The following is a 15,984-nucleotide window of genomic DNA, read 5'->3' as shown; positions in this document are numbered from 1 at the left end:
AAAAGTTTTTCACATAAATGACATAAATCGTATGGTCTAACTATATAGTTGAAAAGGAATGCGACATTAAAGCGTCGCTGAAAAACTTATCCAAGAAAAGGGAGGAAAAATCTTTTGAAAAACAAAATCATTGTTTTCCTATCTGTTTTATCATTTATTATTGGTGGTTTCTTCTTTAACACGAATACTTCAAGCGCTGAAACATCATCTACTGATTACGTTCCTAACCAATTAATCGTTAAGTTCAAGCAAAATGCATCTTTAAGTAACGTGCAATCTTTTCATAAATCTGTCGGAGCTAATGTCTTATCTAAAGATGATAAGTTAGGTTTTGAAGTCGTTCAATTTTCGAAAGGTACTGTAAAAGAAAAAATAAAGAGTTATAAAAATAATCCAGATGTAGAATATGCAGAACCGAATTATTACGTTCACGCCTTTTGGACTCCGAACGACCCATATTTTAAAAATCAATATGGATTGCAAAAGATTCAAGCTCCACAAGCTTGGGATAGCCAACGAAGTGATCCTGGTGTAAAAGTAGCTATTATTGATACAGGAGTTCAAGGCTCACACCCTGATTTGGCTTCGAAAGTAATTTACGGGCATGATTATGTTGATAACGACAATACATCTGATGATGGTAATGGTCATGGTACACATTGCGCTGGAATTACTGGAGCCCTTACGAATAACAGTGTCGGAATTGCTGGTGTTGCCCCACAAACTTCAATTTATGCTGTCCGCGTATTAGATAATCAAGGAAGTGGTACACTTGATGCTGTAGCGCAAGGTATTCGAGAAGCTGCTGATTCGGGAGCAAAAGTAATTAGTTTAAGTTTAGGAGCTCCAAATGGTGGTACTGCATTACAACAAGCCGTTCAATATGCATGGAATAAAGGCTCTGTTATAGTTGCAGCTGCTGGAAATGCTGGAAATACAAAAGCTAATTACCCTGCTTATTACAGCGAAGTAATTGCAGTTGCTTCTACAGATCAAGCAGATAAGAAATCTTCATTTTCTACTTATGGTAGCTGGGTAGATGTTGCAGCACCAGGTTCAAATATATACTCCACTTATAAAGGAAGCTCGTATCAATCATTAAGTGGTACTTCTATGGCAACACCTCATGTTGCAGGAGTCGCTGCTCTTTTAGCAAATCAAGGATATAGCAATACACAAATTCGCCAAATTATTGAGTCAACTTCTGATAAAATTAGTGGTACAGGTACGTACTGGAAAAATGGTAGAGTCAATGCATTTAAGGCTGTACAATACGCTAAGCAATTACAAGAAAATAAAGCTTCTTAAGAAAACTTTAATCAGTCGATCTACCATGAATGCGGAATAAAATAGAAGGAGAGACTTCTATAATTAAAGCCTCTCCTTCTTACAAACTATATTACTCTCCCTGCTTTTTAACCATATGTAAATACAGTACAAAATCCATCATTGTCGACGAATGACCAAGTTGACGAATCATCGCTGTTATATTTCCTCTATGATATGTACCATGATTTACGACATGTTGTACTAACTCTAAAATTGAAGTTTCTAATGCCCCTGCATATGGGTTCTCAATAACAAATACAGCATTCACGTCTTGTATTGTAATTAAAAAGTCTTTATATTGATTTGCCATGTTTTCAAACATTTTTTCTAATTCATGTAACGATTTAGTTTCAATTTGTTTTCGTAAATCTTCTCGGTCTTGTATTGCTTCATTCATACTTTTACCATGCAATATGTGTAACCACACTTGATCTGTAATATAAATATGCACAAAAGTATCCTTAATGGATGGGAATACACTCTGTATCTGCTCATTAAAAATTGTCTCATAGTTTGGTAACTCTTTTAATCGATTGAATAATCTAGTATTAGCCCAAGCATGGTAATCACACTGTTTTAATATATAATCTTTCAATTTATATTACCTCCTTATTGTATGAAACGAATGGTTTGTTTCTTCATTTCCGATTCTCTATCAGCCTTTGCAATCCCTTTTCCTTTCATTTCATGTTTATTTATCGTTTTATATTTTACATACGTATGAAATTCCGTTTGAAATGGAAATGGTGTAATCCGAATTGTTTCCTCGTCCACCCATTCAGCTTGAATAAGTTTCTCCTCCTTACTATTAAACATTTCTGTTCCTTCAAAACCATCTTTAAATAAATCAATTTCATCTTTCTTTTTTACACCAGGCTTATTCATACATACGTATAAAGAAAGTTCATCACAAAACTTTAATAATCTATAATATTTATCAAACATCGCAAACTGTTCCTTTGTTAACGTTTTCAAAATTCTTTTTTGTCGTTCTAATTCATGTTTATAAAATGACATCATCTCTTCATCTTCCTCGTTTAGTGGAAATGATAAAAAATGTTTACTGCAAAGCAATGCCCCGTATGGATTAGAATTTTCAATTTCATTCAAACCAATCGTATAAAAAACAAAACGTAATGGGCTTGGACAATCCATAAATGTATATGGAATATTTTTAGCATCATTCAAAATTGGTACTTTATCAAGCTCTATCCATCCTCTGTCATGCTCATATATTGCATCAACTGTTTCTTTTAAATATGTTTTACCTTCAAAAAAGTCCTCTTTTATATGCTTTGCAATCTCTCCAGCTAAAAAACCATGATCATGTTGACGAATTAATATACTTTCCTTCTCATTTTTTTCACGAAAAATCATTCCTATACTCCCCCTCATCCTCATACTTAAGCTTTTTATATGCATCGATTCTTAATTAATCCCTAAATAATAGAAGGGATTCAATCTCTTGCAACGAAATTAACATAATTATATAGTATTCTTTCTAATCATAGTGATAGCTTTATCTTTACTATCTATTATACTAAAACATTCATTCCAAAAATTTTTTTATGAGGTGAAAACATGAACAAAACAGAATTAATTAAAAACGTAGCACAATCAGCTGATATTTCTCAAAAGGACGCTTCTGCAGCTGTACAATCCGTATTTGACACAATTGCTAATGCATTACAATCTGGCGATAAAGTTCAATTAATCGGATTTGGAACTTTTGAAGTGCGCGAAAGATCTGCTCGTACAGGACGTAATCCGCAAACTGGCGAAGAAATTCAAATCGCAGCTGGTAAAGTTCCTGCATTTAAAGCAGGTAAAGAATTAAAAGAAGCTGTTAAATAAACAAGAAACCAGCCATTTTATAGGCTGGTTTCTTGTTTTTATTTAAGCAATTGCTTTATATTCTCTGCATGGTACACTTCACAAATATAAAATACACATTTGCAGTTACTTACAATTTGATACTTTCTAGTTGGATACACATTCGCTGTAACAGAACATCCATCAAACAATTCGATAATATTTCCAGATGGCTGATATCCTTCATATAATACGTTTCTTCTTACTTCCATCTTTTCTATAAGCTTTTCAACAGGAATATTTCCACTCTCTAATTCACTCTTTATTGCGTCCGGTAAAAACGAAGTGTCTGCAAAAATTAGATTTTCAGATAAAACCTTACCTTTATAACTAACATTAGATACACGGTAAAGAAATGTTCCATCTTTATCAAAGAAATTCTTTGCTTCTTTCGGAATGTACTGTCTACCAAGTGCCTCTTGTTCAAGAACATCAAACTGAACTGTATCATTTAAAAGCTTTTCTAAAGCGTGAATGGATGATGTATCTCCAGAAAATAAAATATTTTTAATTGCTTGTATATTATAAGTGAATTCATTCTTTCTATTTTCCGCCACTAACATGAGGAACACCTCTTCTATAATTTTTTATTTAAGATTTAAAAGTGCTACCGCGTCTAATTGCGTAATTTCAGTCACTTCCTTACTGAATATTGCAACAGAAGCCATATAATCTAAACTAGGCCTTACATCTTCCATCATTGTATTATTTGCCAACTCTTGCTTATCCTTAAAAACTAACAATCTTGGAGGATTATTTGGAGCTGATACTGTAATATGTACTGGTGGAATCATTAGTCCTTCACCTGTCGCTTTCAACACCGCTTCTTTTCGAGTCCAATATGTTAAAAAACCTTCTATTTTCTGTTCATTTGGCAGTTTCATAACTTGTGCTATTTCAATGTCTGTTAATACACCTTCTGCCATTTTCATAACATCTACATTTGGATTCATTTGTTCTACATCTATGCCAACAGGTGCAGATTTTGTAAATGCAACGACAACCCACTCACCTGAATGCGAAACAGATAATTGCGGCATACCTTCTGGTAATTGTGGTCTTCCATGCTGCAATTTACATACGGAACACATTCGATCAATTGGTACTTGGACTGGTGACATAGAAAGTATCTTGCCGAGAACTAATCTACTAATTACGCAACCTATTATAAAACGAGCTCGATCTGCCGAATGATGATACGAATTTGCTTTCTCTCGCTCTATATTATTTAGTAAATTGTAATGCCATGATTGTAAATCTGAAATTCTTGCCCACCATATTTGACAATCATTCTCATTCAAAGTTGGAATAGAATCTACAACTTTACTTTCTATCATGTAAACTCTCCTTTATTCAACGAATATCAATTTTCATAAAAAAGCATACGTATATTGTTATTCATTGACAAGTACTTTCTCTTTTTCTGATACTGATAATGTTTTTTCTTTCTTCTTTGACATTACCTCTTTATCGGAAATACGTAAAGAAAATAGTAGTGCTATAAGCAAAAATATTGCTGATCCAATTAATGCTGCTTGATATGGTAAAAAATCGGATTGAACGTTATTACTTCCAAAACCAGCTAGTATACTAGCTAAAACAGCTACTCCTATTGCTGAACCTAATCGATTTTGCACATTGAATATAGTAGTCGCTCTCCCCATAGAAGGCGGCGTGATATTGTTAAAGGCAGAAAATTGAACCGCACCGACAGATTGACCTAAGAAAATACCAATGCCAAACAATAATGCCCGGATTTGCCACGGATTCGTATCGTGATTTACAAAACTCAATAAAACAAATATAACCGCCGTACATATTAATCCAATAGAAATTACCTTTCGAGCTCCTAATTTCTTATATGACCATGGCACAATTTGTGAAGAAATCATTAATCCAATCGCCTCTGGAAATGTCGTAAGTCCTGATTCTAGCGCGGAAACTCCTATCACATTTTGATACATAAGTGGAAAAACAAATAACATTCCTAATAAACCAGCTGATGAAAATAATGATATAATGCTCATCTTTCTAAATACTGGTTCTTTTAATAAGCGTAAATCTAACATCGGTTGCTTTACTTTCAGTTCTACGATTATAAACAACGCAATGAATACAAGCCCAGCTACCCCGGTACTCATAATTTCTGGAGAAATCCACCCTTTTGATGGTCCCTGGCTGAGTGCATATATGAGCATCGCAAATCCTGGTGCTGATAAAATAAAGCCAAGAGAATCAAAGCGACCAGCTGATTTTTCAACATGCTCTGCTAAAAATAGAAGTCCAAATAGCAATGCAACGATTCCAAACGGTACATTAATATAAAATGCCCAACGCCAAGACATTTGATCTACAAAGAAACCACCGATGATAGGCCCAACTGCTGGCGCTACAGCAATTGGAAGTACAATGAACCGGGAAATCTTCGGTCTTTCCTTTGGTGAAAATGTTCGAAATAACATCGCCATTCCGACCGGTGTTAAAAGCCCTCCACCAGCACCTTGAATGATACGAAAAATATTCAATGAAGTAATATCGTTAGCCATTCCGCATAAAGCAGAAGCGATTGTAAATACGAAAAGAGCAATTAAAAATACTCTTTTCGTCCCAAAACGATCTCCTAACCAACCAGAAATCGGAAGGAAAACAGCTAAACTAACTAAATACCCAACATTAACCGTCCCCATTGCAGATGCAGGTACTTGTAGTTCTCTACTTATCGTTTGCAGTGCTACATTTACAATCGTTGCGTCCATCGCAGCCATAAACATCGCAGTTATATACACGATACTTACAACTACTTTTGGATTTAGTTTTGCTTTCATTATCGTTTTCCTGCTAATGTTTTTTCGCGAACTTGATTACTTTTCGGATTCAAATCTTTCCAGTTATATTCAACATATTCTAAGCAGCTCTGCCTACTAGCTTCTTCATATACGACATTCCAGCCAATAGGTACATCGAGAAAAGCAGGCCAGAGAGAATACTGGCCCTCCTCATTTATTAATACTTTATATGTGTAATTATCATTTTCAAATGGATTCGTCATACTCTACTTACCCCTTTCTTATTCTGCAAATATTTCGCTAATACTTGTCCAATTTCCGTGAGTGGACCTGGCTGACATAGATCTTTATGTCTACAATCAATATCGTGCTGCACAATTTGCCCGTCTAAATAATTTAGCCACGTATTTGGAGAAATAGGATCAAACCAATCTGGTATAACAGTAGATCTAAAGAATAAGATATCTCCGTTATAAACTTTCGGTACATACTTCCCTAACAACCCTACTGAATTTACATATGTTTCTTTCAAATTCAATATAGTCTCTTCTTCAAGACTTGCTAATGCACTTCCATCTTTACGAAGGATTTCAACTGCACTTTCCATTGTAAGTGGTTTACCATCCATGTTATCTGGGTCATATCCGCCTAAAGCAAGTAATGCTATTAACGCTTCCTCTTCAGTAGGCGCTTCCGTATTCGGTAAGAAGTGTCCAGGATAAGAATCAAGCATAACGAGTAATTCTACTTCTTCCCCTCCATTTTGTAGTTGCGCCGCCATTGCATGCACAACATTTCCTCCAAGCGACCAGCCTAGTAAACGATATGGTCCATGAGGCTGTACTTCACGAACGTGTTTCAAGTAATCCGCCGCCATCTCCTCTAAAGTTTTTGGAAGTTCTTCATTTTTAGCAATACCACGTGCTTGTACACCATAGATTGGATAATCTGTTCCTAAAGATTTCATAAGTCCTGCATAGCACCAACTTAATCCACCTGCTGGATGTACACAAAATAGTGGTAAATGATCCCCGCTTGCTCGTAATGGAAGCAACACATCAAGTGCACTTTGACCATTCCCCATCTCAAGTCTTTCAGCTAACCCTGCAACAGTCGGTGCTGCAAATAAAGTGCCAATGTTTAGTTCCACTCCAAGCGCCTCTTTAATGCGGCTCATAAGCTGTACTGCAAGGAGTGAATGCCCACCAAGATCAAAAAATCCGTCATCAATTCCAATTTGAGGTACACTTAGCACTTCTGTAAACAAGTCACATAACATTTCTTCTTGCGGTGTTCTTGGACCACGACTAGAAGATGATGCGATAAATTCTGGAGCTGGCAATGCCTTTCTATCTAATTTACCGTTTGGAGTTAAAGGTAACTCATTTACTACTACAAAAGCGTATGGAACCATATAATCTGGTAAACTACCACTAGCAAACTGACGCATTTCATTCGTATCAATCTCTTCATCATTTGATGCGACGATATAAGAAACTAACCGTTTATCCCCTGGTTGATCTTCCCGTACAATAACGGCTACTTGCTCAACTTTAGGGTGCTTCATTATGACTGCTTCTATTTCTCCTAATTCAATTCGGAATCCACGAATTTTTATTTGATGATCTGCACGTCCTATATAATCTAGCGTCCCATCTTTACGCCAGCGAGCTAAGTCTCCTGTACGATACATTCTTGTACCTGGCTTGCCAAATGGATCTGCGATAAAGCGTTCAGCCGTTAATCCTGCTCTTCCTAAATATCCACGCGCAAGCCCTGCACCTGCAACATACATTTCTCCAACTACTCCAGGTGGCACTGGTTGTAAATAGTTGTCTAACACATACACTTTAAGGTCAGGTATACTGCACCCAATTAAACTATTTGCTCGTAAAGAGACGATAGTTTCATCTAATTCAATATAACTAACATGCACTGTCGTCTCCGTAATACCGTACATATTAATAAGCTTTGGTGCATTATGAGGATGTCGACTATACCAATCTTCTAAGCGACTTAGCTCAAGTGCTTCTCCTCCAAAAACAACATATCGTAAAGATAATTTTTGGCCAATCTCTTCATTTTCACGATCTGCTTGCATCAATTGATAGAACGCTGATGGAGTTTGATTTAAAACCGTAACCTTTTCTTTAACAAGAAGCTGTAAAAATTCTTTCGGCGAGCGACTTACAGTATGTGGCACTACAACTAAACGCCCTCCGTATAATAAAGGTCCCCAAATTTCCCAAACCGAGAAATCAAAAGCGTATGAATGGAACATCGTCCAAACATCGTTTCCGTCAAACTGGAACCAATGATCAGTTGCCCCTAAAAGTCTTACTACATTTTGATGAGGTATCATAACGCCTTTCGGTCTACCCGTTGAGCCTGATGTATAAATAACGTAAGCAATATGTGATGGAGATAATGGCTTAATTCGTTCCACTTCATCAATATTGTCTTCACTATATTTCTCAACTTCTGCTATTACTTTCACATCATCAACTAAAACTTTTAGTGCCTCGTCACATTCAATTTCCACTTCTGAATTCGTTAAAACACATGATGGTTTCGCATCGTGTAGCATAAATGAAATACGATCTGCTGGGTAATCTGGATCTAACGGAAGGTATCCAGCACCCGCTTTAAGAACAGCTAATAAGCTTACCACCATGTTTAATGATCTTGGCATCGCTAAAGCAACGAGTTGATCAGGACCAATCCCTTTTGCTATTAGGAATCGAGCTATTTTATTTGCTTTTCTATTTAACTCTTCATAAGTTAATTTCTTATCTTCAAAGACAACAGCAATAGAATTTGGATTTATATGAGACTGTTTTTCAAATAATTGTGGCAATGTCATTTCTGGTGCAATTTGAAAACCACCATTCCACTTTTCTAATACTGTATTTTTCTCTGCTAAAGTTAATATTTCTAATCTGCCAATGGATTGATCCGGATTTGTCGCCGCATCATCTAATAACAAAATGAATCGTTCTATTAGTTTTTGAACCGTTTCACGTTTATATAAATCGGTACTAAACTCTAGTAATCCATGTAAACCGTTCGGAGTACCATCATCCCCGTTACTCTCACTAATTTCAAATGTTAAATCAAATTTTGCAGAACCGACGCTTTGAATTTCAAGGCTCGCTTCTAAACCTGGTACATGAAACGTTGCTTCTGGTGTATTTTGAAAAGCTAACATAACCTGAAACAACGGGTGGCTGTTTCGAGTACGTACTGGATTTAACACTTCAACAAGCCTTTCAAATGGAACATCTTGATTTTCATAAGCTGCAAGATTTACCTGCTTCACTCTATTTAATAATTCTTTAAAACTTGGATCTCCTGAAGTATTTGTACGTAACACTAATGTATTTACAAATAAACCAACAATATCTGAAAGTACATCATCATTTCTTCCAGCAATGGGACTTCCAATTGGTATATCAGTGCCTGCACCTAATCTTGTAAATAGTGCACTAAGCCCTGCTTGTAACACCATAAACAAACTAACTCCATTTTTACGTGCAAGCTCTACTAACCTACTATGCATACCTTCATCTATATGAAAATGAATTGTTTCCCCGCGGTAACTCGTCTCAATTGGACGCTGGAAATCTGTAGGTAACTCCATTTGATCTGGTAAACCTTTAAGTTCTTCTTTCCAAAAATCTAATTGTGTTGAAATAAGACTCTCTGGTGTCGTTTCATCACCTAGCAATTGTTGTTGCCAAAGTGCATAATCTGCGTATTGAACTGGAAGTGTCTCCAGCTGAACTCTGTCACCTTGACATCGTGCTTTATACGCCGCTGTAAAATCTCTCGTTAACGGCTGTAATGACCAGCCATCACCTACAATATGATGTAATAAAATTAATAATACATGTTCGTTTTCACTCACTGTAAAAAGTTGCAAACGAACTGCCGGCTCAATATCGAGGTTAAAACTATATCTTACCGCCTCTGAAAGTACACTTTCTAATTCATCTTTACATGTTTTTGTTATAATCATTTCTAGATTTAAGTTTTCCATATCTAAAATTTTCTGATAGGAACTACCTAATACGTTAGGGAAAATTGTTCTAAGTGTTTCATGTTTCTCAACTACATCATAAAAAGCACCTTGTAATGCTTCCTCATTCAATATTCCATTCATACGAATGACTAGCGGAATATTATAAGTAGGACTTGGACCTTCTAAACAATTTAAGAACCATAACCTGCGCTGTGCAAATGAAAGTGGAACTTCATTTGGCCTACTTGCTTTCTGAATAGCTGGTCTTGCACTTTTTGCATGGTTTAATTGTTTCGCCAGTTCGGCAACAGTTGGTGATTCAAATAGTTTCCCGATACCTAATTCCACACTTAACGTTTCACGAATTCTTGCCATTAAACGAGATGCAAGAAGGGAATGTCCACCCATTTCAAAGAAATTATCATCAATACTAATTCGAGAAACACCAAGTACTTCTGCAAATAAATCACATAATATTTCTTCTTTCGGATTTCTAGCAACCCTCTCATTGTTCATTCCATTAAAATTAGGCGCAGGTAATTTCTTTCTGTCAACCTTACCATTTGGCGTTAATGGTAATTCTTCTAGCACAACAAATGCCGATGGTATCATATAATTCGCTAAACTTTCTGAAACATAAGAACGAATTTCTGAAAGATTAATCGGTTCCTTTTCTTCTGCAATGATATATGCAATGATGCGTTTATCATTTGGACGATCTTCTCGTACCATTACTACCGCTTGTTGAATATTTTCATGTCGTTGTAATACCGTTTCAATTTCAGCTAATTCAATTCGGAATCCACGAATTTTAATTTGATGATCTGCGCGACTAATGTACTCTAACGCACCATCACTACGCCATTTCACAAGATCTCCTGTACGGTACATGCGCTTCCCTGATTCTCCATAAGGATTTGCAACAAACCGTTCAGCTGTTAACTCAGGTTTTCCTAAATATCCGCTTGCAAGTCCTTCCCCTGCAATATATAATTCACCAATAACTCCAGGTGGAACTGGTTGTAACCCTGCATCCAATACATACACTTCTGTATTGGAAATTGGCTTTCCAATAGGAGGTATACCCTTTTCACTTTCATCAATGTTCATGAAAGTAGACCAAATCGTCGTTTCAGTTGGTCCATATAAATTAGTTATTGAGCAACCTAATTCTTTTAATTTATTTGCTAAATGCGCTGGAAGAGCTTCACCACCAACAAGTATGTTTAGCCCTTGTAGCTTCTCTGGATAATCAGTTACTAACGCCTGCCAAAGCGTCGGTGTAGCCTGCATAACGGTCACTCTTTCTTCTTGTAAAAGTGTCGTTAATGCAGAAGGCTCTTGTATGTCTTCTTTTTGCGCAATTGTTAAACTTGCACCACTAATAAGAGGTAAATAAATTTCTAGAGCAGAAATATCAAACGCAAAAGTTGTAACTGCTAATAAATGATCATTTTCATTTAACGAAAACTTTTGTTGCATAGCCATTAAAAAGTTACTTAAACCTCTCATAGGAACAATTACACCTTTTGGGTTTCCTGTTGAGCCTGAAGTATATATTGTATAGGCTGGGTTTAAAAGTAATACATCATTCTTACATGCTATATTCATACGAGAATATGTATGTAACGCTAGTTTCGTTTCTTCGCCATCTAATACAATTTTTTTCATACCATTTTCTATAACTAACTTAGATGAAACAGATGAATGTGTTATGATACAAACTGGTTTTGCATCATCTACTATATAATTAACTCTTTCTGCTGGGTATTCTGGATCTATTGGTAAATATGCTGCACCAGCCTTTAAGACTGCTAGCATACTAACTACCATTTCTATTGATCTAGGGAATACTAAAGCTACAAACTGATTTGGTCGTATTCCTTCTTCTACTAAATAATGTGCTAGTTCATTCGCTCGTTCATTTAGCTCTTTATACGTAAGGTTTATACCGTCACAAGTAATCGCTAGTTTATTTGGATTTTTTTGCACTTGTTTTTCAAATGATATAGGTAGACTGATTAACTCATCATCTTCCTTCGTTTCATTCCATTCCAATAAAACCTTATGATTTTCTTCAGGCAGAGTAATATTTATTTTTCCAATCGACTCGTTTTTCTCATAATTCTTTATTACTAATTCAAATAGATTCATAAATCTTTCTTTATGCAATGCTAGCTCCGCGCCATTATATACTTCGGGATTCGCATCAAAATGAATCATTAGCTCATTTTGATCAAAACGTTTATATACATTTATCGATAAATCATCTACAGGTCCTGCTGATAAGTTATGCGTAATACCACGATTTCCAGCAAAATTAAGCCCGTAATCAAAAGGCATAACATTCACTAACGGTCCAAACAACCTTTGATTTTCACCTAGTAACTTTAAGTCTCTTCTTAATTCCTCGTGACGGTATTTATGATGACGACGTACATCTCGGATTTCTTTAGAAACTTGCTGCAATAATTCCGCAAGAGTTATATTTGGAGTTACAGTGAGACGCAGTGGTACTAAATTCATTACCATACTTGGTGTATGAATAGATACAGAACCTAGACGCCCCATCATCGGTAAACCTAAAACAATATCATTCTCACCTGTTAATTTATGCATATAAATACTTGTTACAGCGACAATGAATTCCGGCCAACTTGTTAACGAAATATTGATATCTTCTAGTAAAGTTTTCGTGCTAGAACTAGATAAATAAGCTGTTTCTCGTGAAAATCCATTTGATGTTCTCGGTGCTCGTTCTGCCAAGCTTACAACTTCTGGTTCATCAGCAAACTTTTCTAACCAAAAAGTACGATCTTCCTGAAATTGTTTAGACTCACGATACTCAATATCTTCTTGTACAACTTTTGTAAGAGAACCAAATGGCTTTTCATTCTTGTTTGTTTCTTCTATAAGTGATGTATACTCATTCGCTACCTTTTGGCTAAGAAGTGAAAATCCATAGCCATCCATCACAATGTGATGGATGCGCTGATACCAAAAGAAACGATTATTTTCAACTTGAATAAGTGCTTCCGTAAATAAAATATCTTTTTTCAAATCGACGGGCATAGATAAATCATTTTTCATCCATACTTTAGCAGCTTCTTCAGGGTTTTCTTCTTTACGAACGTCAATAAAATGCATATAAAACTGTGATTCTTCAATAACTTGCCATGGGCCAATTTCATCCTCTTCGAAGCGAACATGAAGTGCTTCTGCTTCTATTACAACTTTACGTACAGCTAATTCGAAAATTTCTTGATGAATATTTCCGTTTATTTCTACATATTCCCCAGTATTATAAATTGGGTTAAGCGGATCTAATTGTTGCGCAAACCACATACCAGACTGCGCAGATGATAACGAATGACGAATCTTTTGACTGTTAGGCATTCTTTACTACCCCTTTATTATGTAGTCTATTTGTTACAGCACCTGTGCTGTTTGTGAAGATAGTAAACTGTACCAACCTGCAACAGTTGGATGTTCTGCTAAATCTGCAAAAGTGATTTCTTTCCCTTCACGACGCCACTTCTCTACTAAACTCATAATTCTGACCGAATCAAGTCCTCTATTTAATAAGTCCTCATCAAAATCAATACTTTCTATTGGCTCACGAAGTAGTTGTGCAACTAGTTCATGCACTTCCTGTATAGTGATTCCTTCACTCTCATCACCTTTTACACTTTGCAAATCGTTTAACAGTAGGTTTGTTGATGTCGTTACTGCACATCTATTAGATGCATACTCCAATGCTTGTTTATGATGCTCTAGTGAAAAATCAGCAACTGCATCTGCTACAAAGAAGGGCTCTATACCATCCATAAATGCTTCACAAGCTGTTAAAAGACAGCCAATATGCGCATAAATACCGCAAATAATAAGTTGATCTCTTCCTCGTTCATTTAAAATTTCTAATAGATTTGTCTTTTTAAATGCACTATATCTCCATTTTGTTAGGAATATATCATCTTCATCAGGAGTAAGTTCATCAACAATTTTCTTTTTATCCGGTCCAGCAGGAATACCGTCACCCCAAAAGTCTTGTAATAAACCTCGTTGTTCTAACGTTTGCCCACCAGGTTGTGCTGTATAAACAACTGGTATACCAAGTTCCTTACATTTTTCTCTTATCATTTTAATATTTGAAATAAGTTCTACTTTTGGTGATTCTTTATCGCTATATGCATCAAGAAAATATTCTTGCATGTCATGAATTAAAAGTACTGCACGTTTCGGATCTGGTGTCCAATTCACTTTATTTTTTGGTAGTTCTGATTCAATTGGCATTTTATATACTGAAATAGATGGGATAGCCATCTAATCACTTCCTTCCGGTTTTTATTATTGTTTTACTGTAATAAGTTTTTCAGCAATGACTTTACGTAGTTCTTTTTTGCTGACTTTTCCGACTCCTGTTTGCGGGAATGATTCAATAAATTCAATTCGATCTGGAATTTTATAAGCCGCTATACCACGTTCTCTTAAAAACATTTTTAATTCACTTACAGTTGGAACTTGTCCGCGAGCTATAACAAAAGCACAGGTGCGTTCACCTAAATAATCGTCAGGCATAGATACAATTGCTACGTCATGAACCGCATCGTGTGCTAATAGATGATTTTCAACTTCTTCCGCAGCAACTTTCTCACCACCACGGTTAATTTGATCTTTATCTCTTCCTTCTACAATGATGTATCCTTGTTCATTTACTTTTACAAGATCTCCTGTGCGATAAAATCCATCCTTTGTAAATGATCGTGCATTATGCTCTTCGGCTTTATAGTAACCACGAATTGTATATGGACCTCGTGTTAATAAACTACCTACTTCGCCAGGTTTTACATCGTTGTCATTTTCATCAACAACTCGTACTTCATCGTGTGCAGACATTGGTCTACCTTGTGTATGAATAATAATTTCTTCCGGATCGTCTAATCTTGTATAGTTCACTAATCCTTCCGCCATACCGAATACTTGCTGTAACGTACATCCAAATGTAGGGCGTATACGTTTTGCAACCTCAGCACTAAACTTAGCACCACCTACTTGAATAACCTCTAGGCTCGATAAATCGGCATTACGAGAAGATGCAGCATCAAGCCAAATCATTGCTAATGGCGGAACGAGCGCTGTAATTGTAACTTTTTCTTCTTCGATAAGAGCAAATGCCTCATCTGGGCTACCACCAGTTGCCAATACCACTTTTCCACCCGCATAGAAAGTTCCAAATGTTCCTGGAGAACTCATTGGATAATTGTGTGCTACTGGAAGAACTGTCATATAGACGCTTTCTGCATTCAAATTACAAATTTCAGCGCTAACACGTAAACTATAAATATAGTCATCATGTGTTCTAGGAATTAATTTAGAAAGACCTGTTGTCCCTCCTGATAATTGGAGAAATGCAACATCACTGGGCTGAACTTCTGGCAATGAGATAGGATCTATATACAGATCATTTATGTTCACAAACTCTTCCTCTTCTCCCACTACAATTACATGTTGTAAAGTTGGCACTTTCTCTTTCACTTCTCTTGCTAGTTTTCGATAATCAAAACCGAGGGCCTTATCTGAAATAACGTAAGCGCTCGCCTCACCAAACTCACAAAAATAACTAATTTCACTACTTCGATGTGAAGGCAGTGCAAAGACAGGAAGCGCTCCAATTCGAAATAGTGCAAAACATATTTCGAAAAACTCGATAATGTTAGGTAACTGGATTACAACTCTGTCCTCTTTCTTTATTCCTAAATTCAGTAAACCTGCTGCTAAACGATCTACCTTTTTATCAAGTTCACTGTACGTTACATGCGTCTTACCGCTTACAACCGCGATTTGATCTCCATATTTCTCAGCTCGCTCTCTTAACACTCCTCCAAATGTTTCACCAAGCCAACACCCTTCTTCTCGATAACGATCGGCAAATTCTTTTGGCCATTCCCTATAACCTACTAGCATTCTTTCTTCCCC

The 15,984-nt window shown here is 36.2% G+C and carries 11 protein-coding genes; 2 read left to right on the top strand and 9 right to left on the bottom strand.

Translation table 11 applies throughout. The features are described 5' to 3' along the window. Positions 1 to 114 precede the first annotated feature (114 nt). Positions 115 to 1,308: a S8 family peptidase gene (locus BCG9842_RS11120; protein WP_000790929.1), complete on the top strand. Its 1,194-nt coding sequence runs from the start codon at positions 115 to 117 to the stop codon at positions 1,306 to 1,308. Between the two features lie 91 nt (positions 1,309 to 1,399). Here BCG9842_RS11120 and BCG9842_RS11115 read toward each other — a convergent pair whose 3' ends face one another. Both BCG9842_RS11115 and BCG9842_RS11110 read right to left on the bottom strand, forming a co-directional pair. Beyond that, a complete protein-coding gene (locus BCG9842_RS11115) occupies positions 1,400 to 1,924 on the bottom strand; it encodes a DinB family protein (protein WP_000656265.1) in 525 nt (174 codons plus the stop codon). A 14-nt stretch (positions 1,925 to 1,938) separates the two neighbouring features. Then, a complete protein-coding gene (locus tag BCG9842_RS11110) occupies positions 1,939 to 2,706 on the bottom strand; it encodes a DUF3891 family protein (protein ID WP_000577287.1) in 768 nt (255 codons plus the stop codon). 204 nt (positions 2,707 to 2,910) lie between these two features. Here BCG9842_RS11110 and BCG9842_RS11105 point away from each other — a divergent pair, with 204 nt between their 5' ends. After that, positions 2,911 to 3,183 carry an HU family DNA-binding protein gene (locus BCG9842_RS11105; protein WP_001043905.1) on the top strand — a complete coding sequence of 91 codons (273 nt, stop codon included), beginning with the start codon at positions 2,911 to 2,913 and terminating at the stop codon, positions 3,181 to 3,183. Positions 3,184 to 3,221: 38 nt separating this feature from the next. On the opposite strand, the gene BCG9842_RS11100 is transcribed toward BCG9842_RS11105, so the two are convergent. Genes BCG9842_RS11100 through BCG9842_RS11070 form a run of 7 tightly spaced genes read right to left on the bottom strand, consistent with a single transcriptional unit; the run spans position 3,222 to position 15,972 of the window. Next, a complete protein-coding gene (locus BCG9842_RS11100) occupies positions 3,222 to 3,764 on the bottom strand; it encodes a hypothetical protein (protein ID WP_000959120.1) in 543 nt (180 codons plus the stop codon). A gap of 24 nt (positions 3,765 to 3,788) precedes the next feature. Beyond that, entirely contained in the window at positions 3,789 to 4,538 is a 750-nt protein-coding gene (sfp, locus tag BCG9842_RS11095) for a 4'-phosphopantetheinyl transferase Sfp (RefSeq protein ID WP_000573014.1), read from the bottom strand. Between the two features lie 57 nt (positions 4,539 to 4,595). Then, the gene (locus BCG9842_RS11090; protein ID WP_000644938.1) at positions 4,596 to 6,026 is read right to left on the bottom strand and encodes an MDR family MFS transporter; all 1,431 of its coding nucleotides are present in this window, start codon (positions 6,024 to 6,026) and stop codon (positions 4,596 to 4,598) included. Then, positions 6,026 to 6,250 carry an MbtH family protein gene (locus BCG9842_RS11085; protein ID WP_000184057.1) on the bottom strand — a complete coding sequence of 75 codons (225 nt, stop codon included), beginning with the start codon at positions 6,248 to 6,250 and terminating at the stop codon, positions 6,026 to 6,028. The genes BCG9842_RS11090 and BCG9842_RS11085 overlap by 1 nt, the downstream gene beginning before the upstream one ends. Next, positions 6,247 to 13,404, bottom strand: coding sequence for an amino acid adenylation domain-containing protein (locus BCG9842_RS11080; RefSeq protein ID WP_001133918.1), 7,158 nt, complete (start codon positions 13,402 to 13,404; stop codon positions 6,247 to 6,249). Before BCG9842_RS11080 ends, BCG9842_RS11085 begins: the two co-directional genes overlap by 4 nt. A gap of 33 nt (positions 13,405 to 13,437) precedes the next feature. After that, complete coding sequence (locus BCG9842_RS11075; RefSeq protein WP_001007264.1) at positions 13,438 to 14,331, bottom strand: isochorismatase family protein; 894 nt, start codon at positions 14,329 to 14,331, stop codon at positions 13,438 to 13,440. 24 nt (positions 14,332 to 14,355) lie between these two features. After that, positions 14,356 to 15,972 carry a (2,3-dihydroxybenzoyl)adenylate synthase gene (locus BCG9842_RS11070; RefSeq protein WP_000960109.1) on the bottom strand — a complete coding sequence of 539 codons (1,617 nt, stop codon included), beginning with the start codon at positions 15,970 to 15,972 and terminating at the stop codon, positions 14,356 to 14,358. Between the last annotated feature and the right edge of the window lie 12 nt (positions 15,973 to 15,984).

The sequence above is a fragment of the Bacillus cereus G9842 genome (assembly GCF_000021305.1).
GTDB lineage: Bacteria > Bacillota > Bacilli > Bacillales > Bacillaceae_G > Bacillus_A > Bacillus_A thuringiensis_S.
The sequence above is the reverse complement of the archived record's forward strand: the minus strand, read 5'-3'. Positions and strand labels throughout refer to the sequence as shown.

What these genes read in the sequence shown, in the direction of transcription:
- BCG9842_RS11110 (WP_000577287.1), bottom strand. Translation starts at nt 2,706, where the DNA reads ATGATTTTTCGTGAAAAAAATGAGAAGGAAAGTATATTAATTCGTCAA.
- BCG9842_RS11105 (WP_001043905.1), top strand. Translation starts at nt 2,911, where the DNA reads ATGAACAAAACAGAATTAATTAAAAACGTAGCACAATCAGCTGATATT.
- BCG9842_RS11100 (WP_000959120.1), bottom strand. Translation starts at nt 3,764, where the DNA reads ATGTTAGTGGCGGAAAATAGAAAGAATGAATTCACTTATAATATACAA.
- sfp (WP_000573014.1), bottom strand. Translation starts at nt 4,538, where the DNA reads ATGATAGAAAGTAAAGTTGTAGATTCTATTCCAACTTTGAATGAGAAT.
- BCG9842_RS11090 (WP_000644938.1), bottom strand. Translation starts at nt 6,026, where the DNA reads ATGAAAGCAAAACTAAATCCAAAAGTAGTTGTAAGTATCGTGTATATA.
- BCG9842_RS11085 (WP_000184057.1), bottom strand. Translation starts at nt 6,250, where the DNA reads ATGACGAATCCATTTGAAAATGATAATTACACATATAAAGTATTAATA.
- BCG9842_RS11080 (WP_001133918.1), bottom strand. Translation starts at nt 13,404, where the DNA reads ATGCCTAACAGTCAAAAGATTCGTCATTCGTTATCATCTGCGCAGTCT.
- BCG9842_RS11075 (WP_001007264.1), bottom strand. Translation starts at nt 14,331, where the DNA reads ATGGCTATCCCATCTATTTCAGTATATAAAATGCCAATTGAATCAGAA.
- BCG9842_RS11070 (WP_000960109.1), bottom strand. Translation starts at nt 15,972, where the DNA reads ATGCTAGTAGGTTATAGGGAATGGCCAAAAGAATTTGCCGATCGTTAT.